This window comes from Curtobacterium sp. MCBD17_035, assembly GCF_003234815.2.
Lineage (GTDB): Bacteria > Actinomycetota > Actinomycetes > Actinomycetales > Microbacteriaceae > Curtobacterium.
In genome coordinates, this window is the sequence record NZ_CP126279.1 from 3,196,399 (window position 1) to 3,219,259 (window position 22,861).

At 72.9% G+C, this 22,861-nt stretch carries 20 protein-coding genes; 11 read left to right on the forward strand and 9 right to left on the reverse strand.

Features of this window, described 5'->3' with window-relative positions; genetic code table 11:
- Window positions 1-6: 6 nt before the first annotated feature.
- The 7 genes from DEI93_RS15125 (at window position 7) to DEI93_RS15155 (ending at window position 8,900) form a co-directional block, all read left to right on the forward strand.
- Window positions 7-573: a hypothetical protein gene (locus DEI93_RS15125; protein ID WP_220037894.1), complete on the forward strand. Its 567-nt coding sequence runs from the start codon at window positions 7-9 to the stop codon at window positions 571-573.
- A gap of 252 nt (window positions 574-825) precedes the next feature.
- On the forward strand, window positions 826-915 hold the full coding sequence (locus DEI93_RS15130; RefSeq protein WP_111010581.1) for a potassium-transporting ATPase subunit F: 90 nt from the start codon (window positions 826-828) through the stop codon (window positions 913-915).
- Window positions 915-2,600, forward strand: a complete 1,686-nt coding sequence (gene kdpA / locus DEI93_RS15135; protein ID WP_111120045.1) for a potassium-transporting ATPase subunit KdpA — start codon at window positions 915-917, stop codon at window positions 2,598-2,600. The genes DEI93_RS15130 and kdpA overlap by 1 nt, the downstream gene beginning before the upstream one ends.
- Window positions 2,597-4,738 (forward strand): potassium-transporting ATPase subunit KdpB, encoded by a 2,142-nt coding sequence (gene kdpB, locus DEI93_RS15140; RefSeq protein ID WP_111120046.1) that lies wholly within the window; start codon window positions 2,597-2,599, stop codon window positions 4,736-4,738. Before kdpA ends, kdpB begins: the two co-directional genes overlap by 4 nt.
- A gap of 25 nt (window positions 4,739-4,763) precedes the next feature.
- Window positions 4,764-5,372 (forward strand): K(+)-transporting ATPase subunit C, encoded by a 609-nt coding sequence (gene kdpC / locus DEI93_RS15145; RefSeq protein ID WP_111120047.1) that lies wholly within the window; start codon window positions 4,764-4,766, stop codon window positions 5,370-5,372.
- Between the two features lie 11 nt (window positions 5,373-5,383).
- Window positions 5,384-7,906 (forward strand): ATP-binding protein, encoded by a 2,523-nt coding sequence (locus tag DEI93_RS15150; RefSeq protein WP_111120048.1) that lies wholly within the window; start codon window positions 5,384-5,386, stop codon window positions 7,904-7,906.
- A gap of 64 nt (window positions 7,907-7,970) precedes the next feature.
- Window positions 7,971-8,900: an aldo/keto reductase gene (locus tag DEI93_RS15155; protein ID WP_181434732.1), complete on the forward strand. Its 930-nt coding sequence runs from the start codon at window positions 7,971-7,973 to the stop codon at window positions 8,898-8,900.
- A gap of 93 nt (window positions 8,901-8,993) precedes the next feature.
- On the opposite strand, the gene DEI93_RS15160 is transcribed toward DEI93_RS15155, so the two are convergent.
- Entirely contained in the window at window positions 8,994-9,857 is an 864-nt protein-coding gene (locus DEI93_RS15160; protein ID WP_111120049.1) for an oxidoreductase, read from the reverse strand.
- Window positions 9,858-9,970: 113 nt separating this feature from the next.
- On the opposite strand from DEI93_RS15160, the gene DEI93_RS15165 reads away from it, so the two are divergent.
- Complete coding sequence (locus DEI93_RS15165; RefSeq protein WP_146244071.1) at window positions 9,971-10,150, forward strand: hypothetical protein; 180 nt, start codon at window positions 9,971-9,973, stop codon at window positions 10,148-10,150.
- 58 nt (window positions 10,151-10,208) lie between these two features.
- Here the strand turns inward: DEI93_RS15165 and DEI93_RS15170 are convergent, their stop codons facing one another.
- Together DEI93_RS15170 and DEI93_RS15175 are read right to left on the reverse strand one after the other, a co-directional pair.
- Window positions 10,209-11,393 carry a uroporphyrinogen decarboxylase/cobalamine-independent methonine synthase family protein gene (locus DEI93_RS15170; RefSeq protein ID WP_111120050.1) on the reverse strand — a complete coding sequence of 395 codons (1,185 nt, stop codon included), beginning with the start codon at window positions 11,391-11,393 and terminating at the stop codon, window positions 10,209-10,211.
- 99 nt (window positions 11,394-11,492) lie between these two features.
- Window positions 11,493-11,732: a hypothetical protein gene (locus DEI93_RS15175; protein ID WP_111120051.1), complete on the reverse strand. Its 240-nt coding sequence runs from the start codon at window positions 11,730-11,732 to the stop codon at window positions 11,493-11,495.
- 200 nt (window positions 11,733-11,932) lie between these two features.
- Between DEI93_RS15175 and DEI93_RS15180 the strand changes: the two genes are divergently transcribed.
- A complete protein-coding gene (locus tag DEI93_RS15180; protein WP_258372268.1) occupies window positions 11,933-12,676 on the forward strand; it encodes an SDR family NAD(P)-dependent oxidoreductase in 744 nt (247 codons plus the stop codon).
- A 30-nt stretch (window positions 12,677-12,706) separates the two neighbouring features.
- Here DEI93_RS15180 and DEI93_RS15185 read toward each other — a convergent pair whose 3' ends face one another.
- Window positions 12,707-13,195, reverse strand: coding sequence for a universal stress protein (locus DEI93_RS15185; protein WP_111120053.1), 489 nt, complete (start codon window positions 13,193-13,195; stop codon window positions 12,707-12,709).
- 119 nt (window positions 13,196-13,314) lie between these two features.
- The gene (locus DEI93_RS15190) at window positions 13,315-13,611 is read right to left on the reverse strand and encodes a winged helix DNA-binding protein (RefSeq protein WP_181436072.1); all 297 of its coding nucleotides are present in this window, start codon (window positions 13,609-13,611) and stop codon (window positions 13,315-13,317) included.
- A gap of 323 nt (window positions 13,612-13,934) precedes the next feature.
- On the opposite strand from DEI93_RS15190, the gene DEI93_RS15195 reads away from it, so the two are divergent.
- A complete protein-coding gene (locus tag DEI93_RS15195) occupies window positions 13,935-15,527 on the forward strand; it encodes a glycosyltransferase family protein (RefSeq protein ID WP_111120055.1) in 1,593 nt (530 codons plus the stop codon).
- A 69-nt stretch (window positions 15,528-15,596) separates the two neighbouring features.
- Here DEI93_RS15195 and DEI93_RS15200 read toward each other — a convergent pair whose 3' ends face one another.
- From DEI93_RS15200 to DEI93_RS15215, 4 genes are all read right to left on the reverse strand, one after another.
- A complete protein-coding gene (locus tag DEI93_RS15200; protein ID WP_111120056.1) occupies window positions 15,597-17,261 on the reverse strand; it encodes a serine/threonine-protein kinase in 1,665 nt (554 codons plus the stop codon).
- Window positions 17,262-17,272: 11 nt separating this feature from the next.
- Complete coding sequence (locus DEI93_RS15205) at window positions 17,273-18,034, reverse strand: hypothetical protein (RefSeq protein WP_258370112.1); 762 nt, start codon at window positions 18,032-18,034, stop codon at window positions 17,273-17,275.
- 107 nt (window positions 18,035-18,141) lie between these two features.
- Window positions 18,142-19,122: an Ig-like domain-containing protein gene (locus DEI93_RS15210; RefSeq protein ID WP_146244070.1), complete on the reverse strand. Its 981-nt coding sequence runs from the start codon at window positions 19,120-19,122 to the stop codon at window positions 18,142-18,144.
- 204 nt (window positions 19,123-19,326) lie between these two features.
- Window positions 19,327-21,030, reverse strand: coding sequence for a bifunctional 3'-5' exonuclease/DNA polymerase (locus DEI93_RS15215; RefSeq protein ID WP_111012943.1), 1,704 nt, complete (start codon window positions 21,028-21,030; stop codon window positions 19,327-19,329).
- A 277-nt stretch (window positions 21,031-21,307) separates the two neighbouring features.
- Between DEI93_RS15215 and DEI93_RS15220 the strand changes: the two genes are divergently transcribed.
- Window positions 21,308-22,843 carry a hypothetical protein gene (locus tag DEI93_RS15220; RefSeq protein WP_111120058.1) on the forward strand — a complete coding sequence of 512 codons (1,536 nt, stop codon included), beginning with the start codon at window positions 21,308-21,310 and terminating at the stop codon, window positions 22,841-22,843.
- The last annotated feature ends 18 nt before the right edge of the window (window positions 22,844-22,861 follow it).

The following is a 22,861-nucleotide window of genomic DNA, read 5'->3' on the forward strand; positions in this document are numbered from 1 at the left end:
GCACGGTTGGCGTCTGCTTTCCTCCACGACCTCGCGCATCTCGAGGTCGGTCTGCGGAACGCCTTCGACCGCGCGCTCTGCGACGCGGTCCTCGATGGCGACGACCACTGGACGGACCGCCGGACGCTCCGTCAGCTGTTCCCGGTCCAGGCGCGTCCAGATCGACACACCGGTGGGATCCGAGACGCCAACGCCATCGCGCGCCGAAGGGTGGCCGAGGCGACCGCACGGGCGCGACCAGCAGACGGAAGCACCGTGCTCCCCGGCAAGATCATCGCCGAGCTGCCGTTCGGATTCTGGGCACTGATGCCCACGGACCGTCTGGAACGGGGAGTCTGGCGACCGTACCTGCACCGTGTGTACGGACCGGGAACCCACCGCGATGACGTGCGCGACGCGCTCGACGCCCTCCGGCGGTTCCGGAACCGGGTCGCCCATCACGAGTGCATCATGCAGGGCGCGGAGACCCACCGCCGTCGGCTCGTCGGGCAGGTGCGCCGGCTGTCCGAGGAGGCCGCGCGCGACCTTGCCGCGCGCAGTGAGGTCGCGCGCCTCCTGCGCGAGCGCCCGTGACGCGCGCCGGGGGCAGGTGTTAGTGGTCCGTACGGCTTCGCTCCGGGGGCGTTAGGGATCCGTGAGGACGCCCGGCCGGACTCCGCGCCGGGCGCACGATCGCTTCCGGCATCCGGATCGGGTGCGGCCCCGGCTCCGGCCTCGGCCAGCTGACAACCAGGAGTTGGTCCTCGTGTTCGACGTGTTCGTCGTCCTCGGCACGGTCGCGCTGTTCGGCGTGATCGCGCTCATCGGCAAGGGGGTGGAGCGCCTGTGATCGTCATCACCATCGCCGCGGCCGTGCTCGGCATCGCCGCCATCGGCTACCTCGTGTGGGCGCTCGTCCGCCCGGAGCAGTTCTGATGAGCGCCGCGGAGACCTGGGCGGGCATCGCGTCCGTCGCGGCACTCGTGCTGCTCCTCGTCGTCGTCCACCGCTCGCTCGGCGACCACATGGCCCGCATCTACACCCCCACGAAGCACATGCGGGTCGAGCGCGGCGTCTACCGGCTCATCGGGGTCGACCCCGACGCGGAGCAGTCGTGGCCCGCGTACCTGCGGAGCGTCCTGCTGTTCAGCGTGGTCGGCGTGTTCGCCATCGACACGCTCGAGCGTCTGCAGGCCGTGCTCCCCGCGAGCCTCGGACTCCCCGCGGTCACGCCGAGCCTGGCGTTCGACACGGCGGTCTCGTTCGTGACGAACACGAACTGGCAGTCGCACTCCCCCGAGCTCACGATGGGCTACACGGTCCAGATGGCCGGCCTGGCCGTGCAGAACTTCCTGTCGGCCGCGGTCGGCATGGCGGTCGCCGCGGCGCTCGTCCGCGGGTTCGCCCGGCGACGTACCGGGACCCTCGGCAACTTCTGGGTGGACACGGTCCGCACGGTGTGGCGTCTGCTGCTGCCGGTGTCCTTCGTGTTCGCGATCGTCCTCATCGCGGGCGGTGCGGTGCAGAACTTCCTCGACCCGACCACCGTCCACACGCTCGCGGGCGGCACGCAGACGATCGCGGGTGGCCCCGCGGCGTCGCAGGAGGCCATCAAGGAGTTCGGCACGAACGGCGGCGGGTTCTTCAACGCGAACTCCGCCCACCCGTTCGAGAACCCGCAGCCGTGGACGAACCTCCTCGAGGTGTTCCTGCTGCTGGCGATCCCGTTCAGCCTGCCGCGCACGTTCGGCACGATGGTCGGCGACCGCCGCCAGGGGTACGCCATCCTCGCCACGATGAGCGTCATCTTCCTCGTCTCGCTCTCGGCGATGTCGTCACTCGAGCTCGCCGGCGGCGGCACCGCGGCCCACCTCGCGGGTGCCGCGATGGAGGGCAAGGAGGTCCGGTTCGGCGTCATCGGGACGACGATCTTCAACACCTCCTCGACCATCACGTCCACCGGCGCCGTGGACGGCATGATCGACAGCCAGACCCCGCTCGGCGGCATGATGGCGATGATCAACATCATGCTCGGCGAGATCGCGCCGGGTGGGACCGGGTCCGGCCTGTACGGCATGCTCGTCCTCGCCGTCATCACGGTGTTCATCGCCGGCCTGCTCGTCGGCCGCACGCCCGAGTACCTCGGCAAGAAGATCCGTGCCCGCGAGATGACGTTCGCGTCCCTGTACGTGCTCGTCACACCGGCGATCGTCCTGCTCGGTGCGGGACTCTCCCTCGTGATCCCCGGCGTCGCCCAGCAGGTCGAGCACACCTCGATCTCCAACCCGGGCAACCACGGGTTCTCCGAGCTGCTCTACGCGTTCACGAGCGCCACGAACAACAACGGGTCCGCGTTCGGCGGCATCACCGCGAACACGACGTGGATGAACTCGGCCCTCGCGGTCGCGATGGCCCTGGGCCGGTTCGTCCCGATCGTGCTCGTGCTCGCGCTCGCCGGGTCCCTCGCCCAGCAGGACCACGTGCCCGCCACCTCCGGGACGCTGCCGACGCACCGCCCGCTGTTCATCGTCCTGCTCGCCGGTGTCGCCGTGATCGTCACCGCCCTGACCTACTTCCCGGTCCTCGCACTGGGCCCCCTCGCAGAAGGACTCGTCCGATGAGCACCATCGCTCCCGACACCGAGGACACGACCGTGTCCGACCACCCCACCCGGCGGAACGCCGCGTTCGGCCCCCGGCAGCTCGCCGCCGGCCTCCCGGGCGCCGTCCGCAAGCTCGACCCCCGCATGATGTGGGGGAACCCCGTCATGTTCATCGTCGAGGTCGGCGCCGCACTGACGACGGTCACCGCGATCGTCGACCCCCTCTCGCACGAGCCGGCAGCGGGCGCCGCGGCCGTCCCCGCGTCCTTCACCTGGGCGATCGCGATCTGGCTCTGGCTCACGGTCGTGTTCGCGAACCTCGCCGAGTCCGTGGCCGAGGGGCGGGGCAAGGCGCAGGCCGACGCGCTCCGGAAGACCCGCAGCACGACGACGGCCCGCCGTGTCGTCGCGTACGACCGAGCCGGGGACCCCGCTGCCCACCGGGCACAGACCGAGGAGGTCGCCAGCGTCGACCTGGCCAAGGGCGACGTCGTGCTCGTCGAGGCGAACGACGTGATCCCGGGCGACGGCGACGTCATCGACGGCATCGCCTCGGTCGACGAATCGGCCGTCACGGGCGAGTCCGCCCCCGTCATCCGCGAGTCCGGCGGCGACCGATCGGCCGTCACGGGCGGCACGCGCGTGCTGTCCGACCGGATCGTCGTGCGGATCACGTCGACGCCGGGCGAGACGTTCATCGACCGGATGATCCGGCTCGTCGAGGGCGCGGCACGGCAGAAGACCCCGAACGAGATCGCGCTCAACATCCTGCTCGCGTCGCTGTCGATCATCTTCGTCATCGTCTGCCTCACACTCCAGCCACTCGCCGGCCTCGTCGGGTCGACCGTCAGCGTCACGGTGCTCATCGCCCTGCTGGTCTGCCTCATCCCGACCACGATCGGCGCGCTGCTCTCCGCGATCGGCATCGCCGGCATGGACCGGCTGGTCCAGCACAACGTGCTCGCGATGTCGGGCCGCGCGGTCGAGGCCGCCGGCGACATCACCACACTGCTCCTCGACAAGACCGGCACGATCACGTACGGCAACCGCCGGGCCTCCCGGGTCGTCCCGGTCGGCGCGGTGACGGAGGCCGAACTCATGGCCGCCACCGCGCTCTCGTCGGCCGCCGACGGCACGCCGGAGGGCCGCTCGATCGTGGAGCTCGCCGCCCAGGCCGGCGCCCCGACGGGCGCCCCCGCGGGCGCGGTCGAGGTCCCCTTCACGGCGCAGACCCGCATGTCCGGTGTCGACCTCCGTGACGGCACGCAGGTCCGGAAGGGCGCCGCGGCCGCGGTGCTCGACTGGGCCGGGACGAGCGACAGCGCCGTGGTCGCCCAGGTCGACGCCACCGTGGCGGAGATCTCGGACCAGGGCGGGACCCCACTCGTCGTCGCGCGCCGGGACGCGGACGGCACCACGGCCCTCCTCGGCGTCGTGCACCTCAAGGACGTCGTCAAGGACGGCATCGCCGAGCGCTTCGCGGACATGCGCGCCATGGGCATCCGCACCGTCATGATCACGGGTGACAACCCGCGCACGGCGGCCGCGATCGCGGCCGAGGCGGGCGTCGACGACTTCCTCGCCGAGGCGACGCCCGAGGACAAGCTGCGGCTCATCAAGCAGGAGCAGGAGGGCGGCAACCTCGTCGCGATGACCGGTGACGGCACGAACGACGCCCCGGCGCTCGCCCAGGCCGACGTCGGCGTCGCGATGAACACGGGCACGACCGCGGCCAAGGAGGCCGGCAACATGGTCGACCTCGACTCGGACCCGACGAAGCTCATCGACGTCGTGCGGATCGGCAAGCAGTTGCTCATCACCCGCGGGGCGCTCACCACGTTCTCGATCGCGAACGACGTCGCGAAGTACTTCGCGATCATCCCCGCGATGTTCCAGGTGGCGTTCCCCGGCCTGGCGGTGCTCAACGTCATGCACCTGCACAGCCCGGCGTCGGCGATCCTCAGCGCGGTCGTGTTCAACGCGCTCGTCATCGTCGCGCTCATCCCCCTGTCGCTCCGCGGCGTCACGTACCGGGCGGCGTCCGCGTCGAGCATCCTCGGCCGGAACCTGCTCGTCTACGGCCTCGGGGGCGTCATCGTGCCGTTCATCGGCATCAAGATCATCGACCTCATCGTCGGTCTCATCCCGGGCTTCTGAGCCCGGCTACGAGGAGTTCCACACCATGGCATCGACACGCACCACACTCCGCACGGCGGGCGTCGCCCTCCGTCTCACCGTCCTCAGCACGATCGTCCTCGGCGTCGGGTACCCGCTCGCCGTCTGGGGCGTCGGGCAGGTCGCGTTCCCGCACCAGGCGAACGGCTCGATGGTCCAGGACTCGTCCGGCCACGTCGTCGGCTCGTCGCTCGTCGGCCAGTCGTTCACGACGCGGAAGGGCGCCACGATCGACCGTTGGTTCCGGTCGCGCCCCTCCGCGGCGGGGGATGGGTACGACGCCAACGCGTCCTCCGGCTCGAACCTCGGCCCGGACAACCCCGACCTCGTCACGGCCGTCCGGGACCGCCGCGCCGCCATCGCGAAGGCCGACGGCGTGCCCGTCTCCTCCGTGCCGGCCGACGCCGTCACCGCGTCCGGCTCGGGCCTCGACCCCGACATCAGCCCGGCGTCCGCGCTCGAGCAGGTCGACCGCGTCGCCCACGCCCGCGGCCTGTCCACGGCGCGGGTCCGGCAGCTCGTCGAGGACCACACCGCCGGACGCCAGCTCGGGTTCCTCGGTGACCCGACGGTGGACGTGCTCGAGCTCAACCTCGCGCTCGCCGACCTGCGCTGAGGACGACGAGCATGCAACGGGGACGCCTCCGGGTCCTGCTCGGCGCCGCCCCGGGCGTCGGCAAGACCTACACCATGCTCGAGGAGGGCCGCCGCCTCCGCGACGAGGGCCGTGACGTCGTCGTGTCCGTGGTGGAGACCCACGGCCGCGCGGCGACCGCGGCCCTCGTCGCGGGGCTCGAGCTGGTCCCGCGGCGCACGGTCGAACACCGCGGCGTCCGGCTCGACGACATGGACCTGGAGGCCGTGCTCGCCCGCCGCCCGGACGTCGCGCTCGTCGACGAACTCGCCCACACGAACGCGCCCGGCAGTCCGCACGACAAGCGCTGGCAGGACGTCGAGGCGATCCTCGCCGCCGGGATCGACGTGATCTCGACGGTGAACGTGCAGCACATGCAGTCGCTGTCGACCGTCGTGCAGGAGATCACGGGCACGGTGCAGCGCGAGACCGTCCCCGACGCGGTCGTCCGGGCCGCCGACCAGATCGAGGTCGTCGACCTCTCGCCACAGGCCCTGCGAGACCGGCTCTCCGACGGGCTGGTCTACCCCGCGGCTCGGATCGACGCCGCGCTGTCCAACTACTTCCGGCTCGGGAACCTGACGGCGCTCCGCGAGCTCGCGCTCCTCTGGCTCGCCGACGAGGTCGACGACGCCCTGAAGAAGTACCGCGCCGAGCACGGCATCCAGCACAAGTGGGAGGCCCGGGATCGCGTCCTGGTCGCACTCACCGGCGGTCCCGAGGGCGAGACCCTGCTCCGCCGCGGGGCACGGATCGCCGCCCGGTCCGCCGGCGGCGAGCTCGCCGCCGTGCACGTCACCACGAGCGACGGCCTCCGCGAGCGCCATCCGGGTGCGCTCGGTCGCCAGCGCGCACTCGTCGAGCAGCTCGGCGGCACCTACCACCAGGTCGTCGGGGACGACGTCCCGACCACGCTCGTGCGGTTCGCCCGATCCGTCGACGCGACCCAGATCGTGATCGGGGTGAGCCGTCGGTCGCGGGTGCTCGCCGCGCTGACCGGTCCGGGCATCGGCACGACCATCGTGCGCGAGTCCGGTGACATCGACGTCCACATCGTGACGCACAGCGCCGCCGGGGGCCGCCTCGCACTCCCCCGACTGGGCGGCAGTCTGTCGCGCTCCCGGGTCGTGGCCGCGTTCCTCCTGGCCCTCGCGATCGGGCCGCTCCTGACGTTCGTGCTGTCCTCCGTGGGCGACCGCGACGCGATCACGGTCGAGGTGCTCGCCTACCAGATGCTCGTGCTCGTCGTGGCGCTCGTCGGCGGGATGTGGCCGGCCGTGTTCGCCGCGGTGCTGTCGGGGCTGTCCCTCGACTTCTTCTTCGTGCAACCCCTGTACACGGTGACCGTGCAACGGCCCTGGCACCTCGCGGCCCTCATCCTCTACGTGGCGAGCGCCGTCGCGGTGAGCTGGGTCGTGGACCGGTCCGCGCGACGATCGCGCGCCGCCCGCCGTGCCGCCGCCGAGTCCGCGCTCCTGGTCGGGATCGCCGGCAGCGTCCTGCGCGGGGACGACGCCCTGCAGGCACTCGTCGACCGAGCGCGTGAGGCGTTCGGGTTCGACGGTGTGCTCGTCCGGCAGGGTGAGGACGTCGTCGCCGAGGCCGGCGCCGTGCATGGTGCGCCGAGCGCGACCACGCGCCTCCAGTCCGGCGGCACCGTCGAGTTCCACGGTTCCGCCGACCCGGGCGGACAGCGGTTGCTCCGCGTCGTCGAGCGGCAGATCGACGTGGCGCTCGACCACCGCACCCTGGCGCGGACGGCGGGCGAGGCGGAGCGGATCGCGGCGGCGGACCGGGTGCGCAGCGCCATCCTCGCCGCCGTCGGGCACGACGTGCGTCGGCCGCTGGCCGCCGCGTCGGCCGCGATCCAAGGCCTCCGCGCGCAGGACGTCACCCTGTCCGACCACGACCGGGAGGTCCTCCTCACCACCGCCGACGAGAGCCTGCGGACCCTCGGGTCACTGCTCGCGGACCTGCTCGACGTCTCGCGGGTCCAGGCGGGCGCGCTCGCCGTGGCGACCGCACCGATCGGCGTCGACACCGTCGTCGCTCCGGCGCTCGACGAGCTCGAGCTCGGCCCGGGCGCCGTCGACCTCGACCTGCCCGCCGAGCTCCCGCCGGTCCGTGCCGACGCGGTGCTGCTGCAGCGGGTCGTCGTGAACCTGCTCGCGAACGCCGAGCGGTACGCCCCCGCCGGCACCCGCGTCCGCGTGGCGGCGAGCGCCTTCGGCGGCATGGTCGAGCTGCGCATCGCGGACCAGGGCCCGGGCATCCCACCGGAGCGTCGGGACGACGTGTTCATGCCGTTCCAGCGACTCGGGGACACGGACAACGACACGGGGCTCGGCCTCGGACTGGCGCTCGCCCGCGGGTTCATCGAGGCGATGGACGGATCGGTCGAGGTCGACGACACCCCGGGCGGCGGCCTGACCGTCGTCGTGCGGCTCCCCATCGCGGGACACCTCGGCGTCGGAACCGTCACCACGCACACGCACGGCACGGCGACGAGCACGTGACGGGCCCGCACTGCGCCTCCCGGTCGCTGGCGCGCGAAGCGGGCCGAGGGAGGAAGATCGGAGCGTGAAGACACTGGAGTTGCCACAGACCGACCTGACCGCGTCCGACATCGTGCTCGGACTCATGCGGATCACCGACATGTCCGACGAGGAGATCCGCACCCTCGTCGGCACCGCCCGGGACGCCGGGATCACGATGTTCGACCACGCGGCCGTGTACGGCGGCGCGATGCACCACTGCGAGCGCCGGTTCGGCGAGGCGCTCGGACTCTCGTCCTCCGAGCGGGACGAGATCGTCATCCAGACCAAGGTCGGGATCCGCGACGGGTACTTCGACTTCTCGAAGGAGCACATCCTCGAGTCGGTCGACGGCTCGCTCGAGGCCCTGCACACCGATCACATCGACGTCCTGCTCCTGCACCGGCCCGACGCACTCGTCGAGCCCGACGAGGTCGCCGCGGCGTTCGACGAGCTCCACGCGGCCGGCAAGGTCAAGCACTTCGGTGTCTCGAACCACACGCCCGGTCAGGTCGAGCTCCTCAAGCGCTCGGTCCGGCAGCCGCTCGCGTTCAACCAGGTGCAGCTGAGCATCACGCACGCGAACCTCGTCGCGCAGGGCGTCGCCTCGAACATGGCCGGGCTCGAGCAGTCGGTCGACCGTGACAACGGCATCCTCGACTACTCGCGCCTCAACGACATCACCCTGCAGGCGTGGTCGCCGTTCCAGAAGGGGTTCTTCGACGGCGTGTTCCTGGGCGACCGCGAGCAGTACGGGGAGCTCAACGACGTCATCGACGAGCTCGCCGACGCGTACGACTGCACCCCGACCGGCATCGCCGTGGCCTGGATCACCCGCCACCCGGCGCAGATGCAGGTCGTCCTCGGCACGACGAACCCGCAGCGTGTGCGGGACTCGGCCGCCGGGTCGGACGTCCGGCTGTCGCGGCCGGACTGGTACCGGTTGTTCACCGCCGCGGGGCACCTGGTCCCGTAGCGGGGCGCTCGGCGTCGCACCGCGTTCGTCCCGTTGCACCGCGCGATCCCGTGGTGCAACGGGAACCGCGCGGTGCGACGTCCGCGGAGGTCGTCAGCGCCCGATGGCGTCGAGCTCCTCGAGCGCGTCCGCGGGCAACTCGATGCCCGCGCCCTCGACGTTCTCGTGCAGGTGCTGCACCGACTTCGTGCCCGGGATGAGCAGCATCACCGGCGAGCGCTGCAGCAGCCAGGCGAGCGCGATCTGGAGGGGCGACGCACACAGGCGCGCCGCCACCCGTCCCAGCGTGTCCGACTGGAGCGGGTTGAAGCCGCCGAGCGGGAAGAACGGCGTGAACCCGATGCCGAGCTCCGCGCAGCGGTCGACGAGCGCGTCGTCGTCGCGGTGCGCGAGGTTGTAGTGGTTCTGCACGGTGACGAACGGGGCGATGCTCCGGGCCTCCTCGAACTGCGTCATCGTCACGTTGCTGATGCCGAGGTGCCGGATGCGGCCCTCCTGCTGGAGTTCGACGAGCGCTTCGTACGGCTCGGCGATCGAGCCCTCCTCGGCACCGAACGCCCCGCCGACGCGGAGGTTCACGACGTCCATGGCCTCGACGCCGAGGTGCTCGAGGTTCTCGTCGATCGCCTCACGCAGGTCCTCGCGGCCGAGCGCCGAGGGCCAGTCGCCGTCGGCCGTCCGCCGCGCGCCGACCTTCGTGACGATGTGCAGTCCCTCGGGGTACGGGTGCAGGGTCTCGCGGATGAGCTCGTTGACCGTGAACGGGCCGTAGTAGTCGCTCGTGTCGATGTGGGTGATGCCGAGCTCGATCACGGCGCGGAGGACCTCCTCGGCGCCCTGGCGGTCCTCGGGCGGACCCATCACCCCGGGTCCCGCGAGCTGCATCGCGCCGTAGCCGAAGCGGGTCACGGTGAGGTCGTCGGCGAGGGTCAGGGTTCCACCGGGGAGCGTCGTCATGCCGTCGATGGAACTCCCGGCGCCTGGGCCGACACCCAACCGCCCCGGTCCCCCGTTCCGAACACCCTGCACAGCGACACGCAGCGATCGGCGAGAGGGAAGAGGTGGTCGACGTGGCTCCGACACCGTTCTGGACCGTGGCCTACACCGAGTCCGGCAGCACCGAGGTCGCGGTGGCCGTGCTCGGTGCGTGCGACCGTGATGACGCCGTGCGGCGCGCGCTCGACGTGCTCGGCGTCGGGGTCACCGTCGTCTGGGTCGAGCCGCGGCACGACGCCGTCGTGGCGGCCTGACCGCCCCGCCGAGGGCGTCACCGGCAGGCCCGCGGCCTGACCGCCCCGGTCGGCAGCGTCAGCCGAACAGGCGCCGGGAGGCGATCGCCGCGCCCTCGACGAGTGCGCCGAGCTTGGCCCACGCGACGTCGGTCGCCACGAACTCGTAGCTCGCGAAGGTGGCGAGCCCGCAGTCGGTCCCCGCGATGACGCGTGCCGGGTCGCCCACGGCCTCGGCGGCCTCGACGATCCGGTTCGCCACGACCTGCGGGTGCTCGAGGTAGTTGGTCGTGACGTCGATGACGCCCGGGATGAGCAGGGCACCGTCGGGCAGCGGGTGCTGCCGGAAGGCGGGGAGTTCGTGCTGGTGGGCGGGGTTCCCGAACGGGATGCTGAACGCCCCGACCTCGGCCCGGTAGAGGTGCTCGAGCAGCTCGTCGACGGGGACGTCGTCCTGGTGCGGGCCCTGCCAGTTGCCCCAACAGACGTGGAGTCGCACGCGGTCCTTCGGGATGTTCCGCAGTGCCCGGTTGATCGCCTCGACGTGCAGGTCGACGGCGGCCAGGAACTCGTCGAGCGTCGCGTCGCCGAAGTGGATGACCCGCTCCATGGCGAGGTCCGGGGCGTCGAGCTGCAGCGTGTGCCCGCGTGCCACGATCTCCTCGTACTCGACGCGGAGCTCCTCGGCGAGCGCGAACACGTACTCGCGGTGGTCGCCGTAGTGGGGGTTCTCCTCGTCGAGGAGCAGGGTCGTCGCGACGATGCCCGGGGTCGCGGCGGACACGAACGTGCCCGCGGGACGACGCCCGGCCTCGGCGTTCCGCGCCAGCTCCCGTTCGAACGCGTCGAGGTCGGACCGGACCCCGGCACGCTCCTCGTCGTAGTGGAGCAGTCCCTGCGCCAGCGGGGTGTCCCAGACCCGGGCGAACTCGGCGCCCTCGTCGATCTGCCGTGCCTGGAAGGCGGCGTACTCCGGGAACTTGATCGAGTCCAGCGTGGGCTTGCGGTGGCCGACCCCGCCGAACCCGTCGATGCGGTCGCGGATGTAGGTCGAGAACCCGACGCGGGGGACCTCACCGTCGTTGACGACGTCGAGACCCGTGGTGAGCTGCTGTTCGACGGTGCGTGCGAGTACGCGGTCGGTCTCCGCACGGAGCGCGTCGACGTCGATGTCGTGACCCTGATCGCGTGCGACGAGCAGCCGCGTGAGCTCGGGGGAACGCGGGAGGCTCCCGGTGTGCGTGGTGAGGATGCGGTCGGTCATGCGTTCGATCCTGCCGCACCCCCGGGACCCCCGACGACCGACCGTCACCGAGGGCAACACCGCGGGCCGGCGCCAGCCCGACGACCGGGTTCGCCGGTGTCAGTCCCCGAGCTGGTCGTCGCGTTCCTCGTCGCGGAGGTCGTCCTGCAGCTCCTCCTCGGTGAGGCCGCGGCCCACGACCGGCGTGCGGAACACGCTCGGGGCCGCGGAGTCCTCGTCCTCGAAGTCCGCGTCGTCGAAGTCGACGCCCTCGGGCAGACCGCCCTCGGGCCCGTCGCCGCCGGGCAGACCGCCCTCGGGATCGCCACCGCCGGGTGTCAGGGGTTCCATCATCGACATGCTCCGAGCATGCTCCTCGGACGGCCCGCCGCGCCCGGGCCGCGGTGGGCCGTCACCCGCTGTTCACTCGAGCTCGGGTCAGTGGTCCGGGAGGCGCGGCCGACGGCACCGCCGTCCCACCGAGGGAGCACGCTGGGTGCACACCACCCAGCGACTCCCCGAGGAAGAGGAACGCCATGCCCGTCCTGGACCGTTTCGACATGACCGGACGGACCGCCGTCGTCACCGGTTCGACCCGCGGGCTCGGCAGGGCCTTCGCCACGGCCCTCGCGGAGGCCGGGGCGAACGTCGTGGTCGTCGGGCGGGACGCGGACGCTGCCGCGACCGTCGAGGCCGAACTCGGCGCGCTCGGTGCCGACGTCCTGACCGTCCTCGCGGACGTGACCCGCCGCGATGACGTCGAGCGGCTCCTCGCCGCCGCGGTCGACCGGTTCGGGCGGGTCGACGTCCTCGTCAACAACGCGGGCGCCTGCATCCACAAGCCCGCCCTCGACGTGACCGACGAGGAGTGGCACGAGGTCATGAGCGTCAACGTCGACGGGCTCTGGATCGCGAGCCAGGTCTTCGGGCGGCACATGATCGAGCGGGGTGGTGGATCGATCGTCAACGTCGGATCGATGTCGGGCGCGATCGTCAACCGCCCGCAGTGGCAGCCCGCCTACAACGCCTCGAAGGCGGCCGTCCACCACCTCACGCGGAGCCTCGCTGCCGAGTGGGCGCCGATGCACGTCCGCGTGAACGCCATCGCGCCCGGGTACATGCGGACGGACATGGCGCCGGTCGACGCCACCGAGTTCCACCGCCACTGGATCGAGGACACGCCGCAGCAGCGCGCCGGGGAGCCCGACGAGTTGGGGCCGGCGATGGTGTTCCTGGCGAGCGACGCCTCGAGCTTCGTGACCGGGTCGGTGCTGACGATCGACGGCGGCTACACCGTGTTCTGACCGCCGCCGGGGGGCCACGGGACCGCGCCGTCAGGCGCGGTGGACGTCCGCCGTCCGCGCGCCTCGGGCACGCCCGCGCGGTCCGTCGTGATGGACGAGCACCGGGCACGTGGCGTACTCCGCGCACGCCGAGCTGACCGAACCGAGCAGGAGTCCGGCGAAGCCCCCGTGACCACGGCTGCCGACCACGAGCATGACCGCGTCCTCGCTCGCCTCGATGAGCGAGCGCGCCGGGGGGCCGTTCACCACCTTCGTCCGGAACCAGCTCGGCTGGCCGTCCGGGAACACGTCGGCGCAGGCGTCATGGAGGACCGCGCGGACGTCCTCCTCGGGTGACCAATCGGTGAGTACAGCAGCTCCGTAGCTGGCCTGGGGGGTTTGCCAGGTCCCGACCGCGACGAGCTTCGTGTGCAGGGACCGCGCGAGGTCCGCCGCGTAGCGGAAGGCCTCCCTGGACTGCGGCGACCCGTCGACGCCGACGACGATGTCACCCGTGTGCTGAAGTTCGTGATCGCTCATGTGACCAGGTTCCGGCCCCGTCGTAGCGCGGACCAGGGACCGTAGTCCCGGATCGATCACCGCGCCAGCAGTGGTAGCCCGCGTACAACCCGTCGAAGGCAGGCCGTCCATCACCGCGGCTACACCGTGTTCTGACCGCCGCGCGCGCCACGAGCGAGACGAGCGTTGGCCTGCCGGGCCGCAGCGGTCATCCGTTCCAGGAACGCGATGACCGTCGCCAGCTCGGGGTCCGGCGTCTCACGGAGCGACCCCGCGATCTGCGCACCCGAGAAGGCGAGGAACGCGCGGGCCTGTTCCCGGGCCTCCCGGACGGGTCGCAGCGTGACGCGTCGACGGTCGCTGCCCTCGCGTGACCCCACGATGTGCCCGGCGGCCTCGAGACGGTTGAGCAGCACGGTCGTCGCGCCGGAGGTCATGCCGATCTCACGACCGAGACGGCCACCGTGCTCATCCGCGGGGACGGGAGCGTCCGTGCGACCTTGCCGTCGGACGGGACCGACGGCGCGACGGCGGAACTCGAGGTCCTGCGCCGCGGTGTACGAGTCGTGGATGCGGCCGATCGTCGTCGACGCGCCCTAGCGTGGCGGACTGGCCGCCGACCGCCAGCCACTCCGGACGAGGGACACCCCGTGCAGGCGTCCGGAGCGGGTGACATCCGGGGTGACCTCGACCCCCGGTGACCCCCACACGGTCCGGGACGAGCGCGAGGTGGGCCCGTCCCGCGTGTGACCCTTCCGCGATGAGCAGCACCATGCGGGCGCGGACCCCGCCGGTCGACGACGTCGCGGGCCAGCGTCGGCGGGCGTGGACAGGGGCGGGGTCCCCCTGGTCGGACGCCCTCGTGGTGGCCGCCATCGCGACGCTCGTCACCGGAGCCGGCTGCTGGGTGCCGTCCGCGACGTGGGACGAGGGTGCGACGGTGAGCGCGGCGACCCGGTCGTGGTCGGAGCTGGTCGCCCTGGCCCGGACCGTCGACCTCGTGCATCTGGCCTGGTACGCGACGATGCACTGCTGGTTCGACCTCGTCGGGTACTCGCCGCTCGCGCTCCGCGCCGTGTCGGTGCTCTGCGTCGGTGCGACCGCCGGGCTCGTCACGGTCCTCGGACGGGTGGTGCTCGGCCGATCCGCCGGGCTGCTCGCGGGTGCGTTCTTCGTGCTCCTCCCGCGGGTCACGCTGTCCGCCACCGACGGACGGTCGGGCGCTGCCTCCGCGTTCGTCTCGGTCCTGCTCACCCTGGTGCTCGTGACGGTGGCCGGTCGCCTCCTGCGCGAGCAGAGGGAGGACCCGCTCGGACGACGGCCACGGAGGACGCTGCTCTGGACCGTGTACGGCATCGTGGCGGTGCTCGCGGTCGTCGTGTTCCTGCACGACGTGCTCATGCTGGTCGTGCACGCGATCGCCGTCGCGGCGTGGGCGACCCGCTGCCCGGACCGTACCGCGAGCCGACGCCTCGCCGTCGGCTTCGTGAGCGCCGCGGGTGGGGCCGCGGTGGTGTGCGTGCCGTTCGTCCGGATGGCGGCCGCGCAGGTGGGCCAGGTCTCCTGGCTCCATCGCCCCGACCTCGGCACGGTCAAGCAGATCGTCGTCGAACAGTGGTTCTCCGCCGATCCGCCGTTCGCGGTCCTCGGCGTGCTCCTGGTGGGTCTCGGCCTGGCGCGGTGCTGGCGGGAGCGGTCGACGACCGGCCCGCTGCTCGTGGCGTGGCTCCTGGTCCCGACGATCATGCTGCTCGCGGTGTCCGTGGTCTGGACGCCCGTCTACCAGGCTCGGTACCTGGCCTTCTGCAGCCCGGCCGTCGCGCTGCTCGCCGCCGTGGCGATCCGTGGCTGGCGTCCGAGCCGGATCGTCGTGGTCCTCGTGCTCGCGGCGGTCCTCGCGGCGCCGGCGTACGCGCGACAGCGCACCGAGGAGGGCAAGGACACCGACTGGGCGCGTGTGGCCCGGGAATCGAGCGCGGTGCGTGCGGCGCCGAGGACCACCGCCGCGCTGTACGGCGACGTCGAGGGGGACGCGGACTCGACCCTCGACGTCATCCCCCTGCTCTACCCGGATTCGTTCCCGGGCGCGGTCGACTGCAGAGCCGGGCGCTCCGCCGACACGCGCGACACGCTGTTCCCGAGTCGGCGGCCCCTGTCGCAGGCACTCCGGTGCGCCCGAGGGCACCGGACGGTCTGGCTGGTCACCACCCGGGAGGACCGGGCGTGGCGGTCACGGGTCGTCGCCGCCCTGACGTCGACCGGGTACCGGATCGACGTGCCCGACCGCGGCGGTGCCACGAGCGTGATGCGGTTCCACCGTGACCACGAGCACGCATCCGCTCGCGGTCGATGATCCGACCCGGACGCCACCGGCGGCGCGACGGGCGTCGCATCGTGCGGCTGTGCGCCCCGGGGCCGCCAGTCAGCGCTTGCCGTTGCCGGTCGCGTTCCCGTGTCCGTTCCCGTGCCCGTCCGCAGCGTCCTCCACGACGTTGCCGACGCCCTTCCCGGGGTGCTGCTTCACGGTGCCGGCGGCAGTGGTCGGCGTCGCCACGGGCACGGTCGGCTCGGGCTGCGGCACGGTCGTCGGGGTGACGGACGGCTGCGGCGCGGGCTCGCTGGTCTGGGACGGCGGCGCGGGTTCGCTCGGTCCGCTGCTCGGGACCTGGGACGGCAGGGGTGACGTCACCGGGCCGGAGGTCATGGTCGTGGCGGTCCCGGTCGGCTCCGGGGTCGCCGGACCCCGTGACCGGACGGCGAGCGCGACGAGGACCCCGATGACGACGAGCGCGGCGACGACCGCGACGACGATCCACGCGGTCCGGCGGCGCCGCGCGCGCTCGGCTCCCGAGCCCGACGGGCCTGGTCCGCCCGGCCCGGCACCACCACCGCCGGATCCCGCGCCACGTCCACCGGATCCCGCGCCACGTCCGCCGGCCCCGCCGGCCCCGCCGGCCCTGGCGCCGCCTCCACCCCCACCGTCGGCACCAGCCACGCCGCCACCGAGCACGGCGGTCGGGGCGTCGGCCCCGCCGCCCTGGGTGCCGGTGAGCAAGCGCGTCGGCGCGTCTCCGGTGGGCATCGCCCGCGTCGGCGCGTCCATCGCGGCCGTCGGACGGTCCGCGTGCGCAGCGTCCGCGCCCACGGCACCGACCGCGGCACCGGCCACCCCGGCAGCCGCACCGGCTGCGGCGGCGGCGCGCCCCGGACCTCCCGGTCGATCGAGCAGGGCAGTCGGCGCGGCGGCCGTGTCGACGTCGCGGCCCAGGGCGCGGAGTCGGGCGGCGGCCTCGGCGGCGGTCGGCCGGTCCTCCGGCGCCATCGCGCTCATGGTGTGGAGCAGGGTGCGCCACGCGACGGGCAGCGACGGATCGATCTCGGGTGCCCGGGTCAGTCGCGCGGTGGCGGACTCCATGACGCCGCCCGGGAACGCCTGCCGTCCGGTGAGCGCCTCGAGCAGCAGCAGCCCGAGCGCGTACACGTCCGCCTCGCCGGTGAGCTCCTGGTTCGTCACCTGCTCGGGCGCCAGGTACGCGGCCGTGCCCATGACCATGCCGGTCCCGGTCAGCCGGGCGGCGTCGCGGAGCAGGGCGATGCCGAAGTCCGCCAGCTTCACCCGGAGGCCGCCCGGTGCTGTCGCGTCGTCCTCGATCAGGACGTTCGCGGGCTTGACGTCGCGGTGGACGATGCCCTGCGCGTGGACGGCGGCGAGCGCGTCGGCCACCTGCGCGCCGATGTGCGCGACGACGCCCCGCGCGAGCGCACCGTCGCGCATGCGGGTGGCCAGGTCGGTGCCCGGCACCAGTTCCATGACGAGGAACGACTCACCGTCGCCGTCGGCGATCGCCGCGTCGTACAGGGTGACGAGCGAGGGGTGCCGGAGGCTCGCGAGGACGCGGATCTCGGCTTCGGCCCGGCTGCGCTCACCGTGGTCGACGGGCCCGGTGCGGAACACCTTGACGGCGACCTCGCGGCCGAGCTGCTCGTCGACCGCGCGGTACACGGTCGCCATGCCGCCGTGGCCGAGCGTCCCGAGCACCTGGTAGCGGCCGCCGATGGTCCGTGGGGCAGGTCCGTCGTCGCTCATGCTGCCCAACGCTACCGAGGCAGGGGCCGCGTGGTTCCGAGCGGGACGGAAGCGCTGCCGGCCAGGCCCTCGCGTGCGACGGCGTAGGAGGGTTCACGGAGGGCGCGGGTCCACGGGTAGGTCCCACTCCCCGGGAGCGGTCGCAGCATCGGGTCGAACCGCGTGCCGGTGTCCGTGTCCGTCGTGCCGGCGTCGCGGGCGAGCACCAGTCGCGCGAAGGGGTGCCACACGCCGAGGGGTTCCGCGTGCAGGAGCTGGAGGACCCACGAGCCCTCGTCGAGCACGGCTGCGCTGGCGCTCGGATCGGACGGCAGCGTCGGTCCGGGCAGCGCACGTGCGGCGACGAGCACGGGGCCGAGCGCGCCGCGGTACGGCACCAGGGACGTGAAGCGGAGACCGTCGGGGGTGCGGGCAGGGCGGAGCATCCAGCGGTCCGGCAGCCCGAGCCCGGTGGCCGCGAGCAGGAGGTCTGCGGGCCCGCCCGGGGTGGTGGCGCGGACAGCGAGGCCCCAGATGTCGGGCAGCACCGCCGGCAGGCCGATCCCCCGCGACAACCGTGCCTCGACGACCTGGCCGTCGGCAGCGCCGTCGTCGATCCACCCGATGCCACTGGGCTCCGCACGTCGGTACCAGTCGATCCGCCCCCGCAGTGCGACCCCGTGCGGGTGGACCGGGCGGCCGCGACGCGCCGCTCGGACGGCAGCGATGCCCGCCGCGGCGAGCGCGCCGGCCGCGGCGGCGAACGGTACTCGGCTGGCGTCCTCGGTGTGCATGTGCCCACGATGCCAGCGCTTCCCGCACGCGCCCACAGCGGGGCGCGGGGCGCGGTTCCGGCGTGACGGGATCGGATCAGCGTCGTGCAGCTCGGCGATCGTCGGCCTCAGATGACGTAGGTGGCGAAGAGCGGCCCGTACGTCTGGCCGTTCCCGGGGACCGGGTCGCTCCCCGGGGCCCCGACCGCGGCGGCCTCGACGAGCACCTGCCCGTTGTTGGTGCGCAACGGCAGGGCCCGGTTCGGGATGTGCGCCGAGTGCTCGAGGGTGAAGCTCGCCCCGGTAGGGATCGGTGCGTCCACGCGGTACTCGCGCCGAATGCCGACCGCCCCGCCGGGGAAGGTCGCGGGACCCGTCGGGACGACGTTGCCGGTCGTCAGACCGATCGCGGCACCGTCCGCGCCGACGCCGACCAGTTCGATGGCCGACACGATGGTGGCGCCCCCGATCGAGATCGTGCCGAACGTGTACGTGAGCAGGGACCCCGCGGGCAGTGGCACGCTGCCCGCGTTCCGGATCACGCTGCGGAACGTGTAGGTGCCGTTCACCCGGTACGCGGGTTGCCCGCTGATCGTCGTGCCGGGGCCCTGCAGGAACGGCCATGTCGGTCCGCCGGCACTGACCACGGCGATGTCGAAGGCCGGGACCACCGTCCGGGTGGCACTCGCCGGGGCGATGCCGCTCACGGTCGCGGTGAGCGTCACGGTCCCGGCTGCCGTCCCCGCCGTCAGGTCGGTCGCCCGTGCGGTCCCCGAGGCGTCCGTCGTCACCGTGCGCTGCGTCACCCCGGGCGCGCCGAAGAAGGCGGGCCCGGAGACCCGGAGGACGATCGTCTCGCCAGCGACGGGCTTCCCGTCCGCGCCGACGAGCACCGCGCGGCCGTCCGACAGATCACCGCCCGTCGGCCGTTGGTCGGGCTCGTCGAACACCACGTGGAGGATCGCTCCAGCACTCGCCGCCGCTGCGGGCGTGGTCGCGCTCAGCGCGATGGCCGGGATGCTCCATGCCGCTGCACCCACCAGCGTGCGGCGTGCGATCGTCTGCGGGCGCCCGTCGGGGCCCGTCCGCCGCTCGTCGTCGTCGCTCATCCGGTCGTCCACCTCTCGTCGTCGGACTCCGGCCCGTGCCGGAGGTGATCGGAACGGTAGGTGCACAGGGCGCCGAGGACGACCGGGTCCGCGGTGGATCCCCACGTCGACGGGGATCCACCGGATCTCGATCACTCGCCGTGTCAGCCGACGTCGGGTGATCACCGGGGAGCGCCTCACCCTCCCCGGCGAGTGCCGCGCCGCCTACTTGGCCGACGCGTAGTCGTCGGCCACCGCGACCTGCAGCGGGAACTCGACGGGGAAGTCCCCGAACAACAGGCGCCCGGCATCGGCGGCCGCGGACCGGACGTGCTCGACGACACGGTCGGCGTCGCCTTCGGGCGTGTGCACCATGATCTCGTCGTGCAGGAAGAACACCAGGTGCGGGCCGGCGGTGACCGGTCCGGGCCACTCGGCCATCAGGCGCGTCCGGAGCCCGGCGAGCCAGGACAGCGCCCACTCGGCGGCGCTCGCCTGCACGACGAAGTTCCGGGTGAACCGACCCCAGCTCCGCGCACGACTCCGCGCCGCCCGTTCGAGTGCCGGTGAACCCTCGGCCGAGAACGCGTGGGCCTGGGCGGCCAGCTGGTCGGGGGACGGTGCCGGCGAGGTCCGCCCGAGCCGTGACGTGACGACCTCGCCCCGCTCGCCCGCCCGGGCCGCTGCCTCGACGAGCGCGAGCGCCTTCGGGTACGCCCGCGCCAGTCGGGGCACGAGCCGTCCGCCCTCGCCCTGGGTGGCGCCGTACATCGCGCCGAGCATCGCGCCCTTGGCCTGCTGCCGGGTCTCGACCGCACCCGAGGCGACCACGCCGTCGTACAGGTCGCGGCCCCGCCCGGCCTCCGCCATCGCACGGTCCTGCGCGAGCGCGGCGAGGACACGGGGTTCGAGCTGCGCCGCGTCCGCGACGACGAGTTTCCAGCCGGGGTCGGGGACGACCGCGGCCCGGATCTGCTTCGGCAGCTGCAGGGCTCCGCCGCCGCTGGCCGCCCACCGCCCGGAGACGACACCGCCGACGACGTACTCCGGGTGGAACCGGCCGTCCTCGATCCACTCGTCGAGCCACGTCCAGCCGTTCGCGGTGAGCAACCGGGAGCGCCGCTTGTAGTCGAGCAGCGGTTCGATCGCCGGGTGGTCGTGGCGCGCGAGCTCCCACTTGCGGGTGGAGTCGACGACGAGCCCGGCCCGGCGGAGGGAGCGGAGGACGTCCGCGGGCGAGTCGGGGTTGAGCCCGGGGTCGTCGAGCCGTTCGCGCAGCACGGCGGCGAGCTCCTCGAGCCGCCGCGGTCGGACGCCGTACGGCACGCGGGGGCCGAGCACGTCCTCGAGGATCCGCTCGTGCACGTCGACCCGCCACGGCAAGCCCCCGAAGCGCATCTCCGCGGCGACGAGTGCCCCGGCAGACTCGGCGGCGAGCAACAGCCGGAGCGCACCCGGATCCCGGGACCCGGCCACGGCCTCCTGTTGCGCGCGGAACTCGGCGACGGGATCGGCAGCGGACACCGGATCTGCAGCGATCCGTCCGGTGGACGACGGCCCCGACGCGAAGATCGAGTCGTCGAACAGGGCGTCCGCGCGCGGTGCGGGGGCGGCCTCGCCGGGGTCGTCCCACCAACCGTCCGGTGCCGTCGCGAGCGGCGACCCGGCGGTCGCGACCGCGGTGCGCAGGATCCGGTGGCACAGCCGCAGGTCGACGCACCGCGCGACACGGCCGCCCGCCGCGAGCACCTGTGGGTACCAGCGGGCCGTGTCGTCCCACACCCACCGCACGCCCGGCGCTTCGTGCACCGCGATCCAGGCCGGGAGGCCCGCCGCGGCCACGTGCACCGGCGCGCCCTGGGCGGTCCCCGCGTCCGACACGACGGTCGCGAGCGTGCCGCCGTCGACGCGGTTCAGGACGATGTGCACCCGTCGATCATGCCCGGGACCACCGGCACGACCGGCACGGTCAGCCCTCCTCGGCTCCGACGAGGTACTTCCGAAGAGAGCCGTCCGCGAGCACCGTACGCACGACGGCGGGGTCGTGCAGGGCGTGGCGGTCGAGCGACGACGGGCGACACATCGGGTGAAGGTCCAGCCGCCGATGCCCCGACCCCCGTGCCCGACGCGGACGGGGTGAGGACCGGATGTGACCATGCCCGGACGCTTCCCGACCCCCTCCGACCGAACTGGAGCACAGATCCACATGAGCGACGACCGACCCGACCAGCAGCAACCCCGCACCCTCTCGCCGGCGACGGCGTCGGAGGATCGATTAGGGAGTCCCAGCCGTCGCTCGATCGTCCTCGCGGGAGCGTGGAGCGTTCCCGCGATCGCCCTCGCCACCGCGACCCCTGCACATGCGGCCAGTGACAGCGCCACCATCACGGTCTCGTTCGCCGATTCCGCGCCTCGCGCACCGGGTTCCTCGCTCGCCGACGGGACCGCGACCGTCCGCTCCGGCAGCGGAGTTCCGTTGCCGAACGAGACCGTCGTCCTCACGGTCTCCGGACCCGCCTCCTTCGGCCCCCCGGGGACCACCACGGTCACGGTCACCACCGACGCCGCAGGCCAGGCGGCTGCCGCCGGTCTCACCGCGGGCACGACCAACGGCACGGTGACGCTCACCGCGACCGTGACCGGTGCGGGGACTGCCACCGCCACGATCAGCGTCCTCCATCAGGGTGTGCTCCACCAGGAGGCCGCGGTCCGGTTCCCGGCGGCGACCGGCGCGTTCACCGCACTCGCCTCGAACAGCACGTCGAACAACCGGTACGGCGTCGCTGGCGTGACCTCGACCGGCGAGGTGTGGAGTTACTACTCGGGGACGAACACGGTGCGACGGGTCGCCACCGGTGCCGATCCGTCGATCGCGCCGGCGATCGCCCTCCGGGGGAACTCGAACGACAGCTTCACCCACTACGTGAAGGGAGGCGTGGCTTTGAACGACAATGGCTCACCGCTGTTCCCCGGGGTACCGGGACCGTTCACGCACCTGACCGCGACGAGTACTGCGGACAACCTGTACTGCGTCGTCGCGGTGACGTCTGCCGGTGCCGTCTGGCGGTACTTCTACGGCAACACGTCCTCCAGTGTGGCGCAGGTCGCGTCGGACGCGGATCCGACGATCCCGCCGGTGTCGGCGATCAGCTCCGTCAGCAAGGACTCCTCGCAGGTCTTCGTGACCCGGGACGGCGTCCTCCACTCCCGCAGTACTGCAGACGCGACTCCCTTCCCAACGACGGCGCGGTTCGTGGGCGCGTCGGCGACCAGCACGCTGGCCAACCACTACGCGTTCGTCGCCGTGACGTCCACCGGCGAGGTGTGGCGCCTCGGCTATCGCAGCAGTGCGCCGACCCTCATCGACCGCGTCGCCACCGGCGCCGACCCCACGGTCACACCGGTGGTCGGGATCCGCTCCGACGCCAACGACCACGTTCCGGTCTGGGTCGGGACGGACGGCCGGGCGTACTCGACCTGGTCGAGTACGCCTGTCTTCCCGGCGGCGACCGGCCGCTTCACGCATCTCGCCGCGGACGCGGAGGCGCACAACCGGTTCGCGGTCGTGGGGGTCACGACGACCGGCGAGGTGTGGCGGTGGCACTACGGCGGGAACAACTCCAGAACCGACGACTACGCGCGTGTCCTCACCGGTGCGGACCCCGCGATCGCACCGGGTGTGGGACTGCGCGACGACTCGAACGACTCCGTCGCGTTCTCGGTGACCGGGGCGTCCGCCTGATCGGACGCATTTCGTCAT

Coding starts and splice junctions, on each gene's coding strand:
- kdpA (WP_111120045.1), top strand. CDS start 915: ATGAGCGCCGCGGAGACCTGGGCGGGCATCGCGTCCGTCGCGGCACTC.
- kdpB (WP_111120046.1), top strand. CDS start 2,597: ATGAGCACCATCGCTCCCGACACCGAGGACACGACCGTGTCCGACCAC.
- kdpC (WP_111120047.1), top strand. CDS start 4,764: ATGGCATCGACACGCACCACACTCCGCACGGCGGGCGTCGCCCTCCGT.
- DEI93_RS15150 (WP_111120048.1), top strand. CDS start 5,384: ATGCAACGGGGACGCCTCCGGGTCCTGCTCGGCGCCGCCCCGGGCGTC.
- DEI93_RS15160 (WP_111120049.1), bottom strand. CDS start 9,857: ATGACGACGCTCCCCGGTGGAACCCTGACCCTCGCCGACGACCTCACC.
- DEI93_RS15170 (WP_111120050.1), bottom strand. CDS start 11,393: ATGACCGACCGCATCCTCACCACGCACACCGGGAGCCTCCCGCGTTCC.
- DEI93_RS15175 (WP_111120051.1), bottom strand. CDS start 11,732: ATGTCGATGATGGAACCCCTGACACCCGGCGGTGGCGATCCCGAGGGC.
- DEI93_RS15180 (WP_258372268.1), top strand. CDS start 11,933: ATGACCGGACGGACCGCCGTCGTCACCGGTTCGACCCGCGGGCTCGGC.
- DEI93_RS15185 (WP_111120053.1), bottom strand. CDS start 13,195: ATGAGCGATCACGAACTTCAGCACACGGGTGACATCGTCGTCGGCGTC.
- DEI93_RS15190 (WP_181436072.1), bottom strand. CDS start 13,611: ATGACCTCCGGCGCGACGACCGTGCTGCTCAACCGTCTCGAGGCCGCC.
- DEI93_RS15195 (WP_111120055.1), top strand. CDS start 13,935: ATGAGCAGCACCATGCGGGCGCGGACCCCGCCGGTCGACGACGTCGCG.
- DEI93_RS15200 (WP_111120056.1), bottom strand. CDS start 17,261: ATGAGCGACGACGGACCTGCCCCACGGACCATCGGCGGCCGCTACCAG.
- DEI93_RS15205 (WP_258370112.1), bottom strand. CDS start 18,034: ATGCACACCGAGGACGCCAGCCGAGTACCGTTCGCCGCCGCGGCCGGC.
- DEI93_RS15210 (WP_146244070.1), bottom strand. CDS start 19,122: ATGAGCGACGACGACGAGCGGCGGACGGGCCCCGACGGGCGCCCGCAG.
- DEI93_RS15220 (WP_111120058.1), top strand. CDS start 21,308: ATGAGCGACGACCGACCCGACCAGCAGCAACCCCGCACCCTCTCGCCG.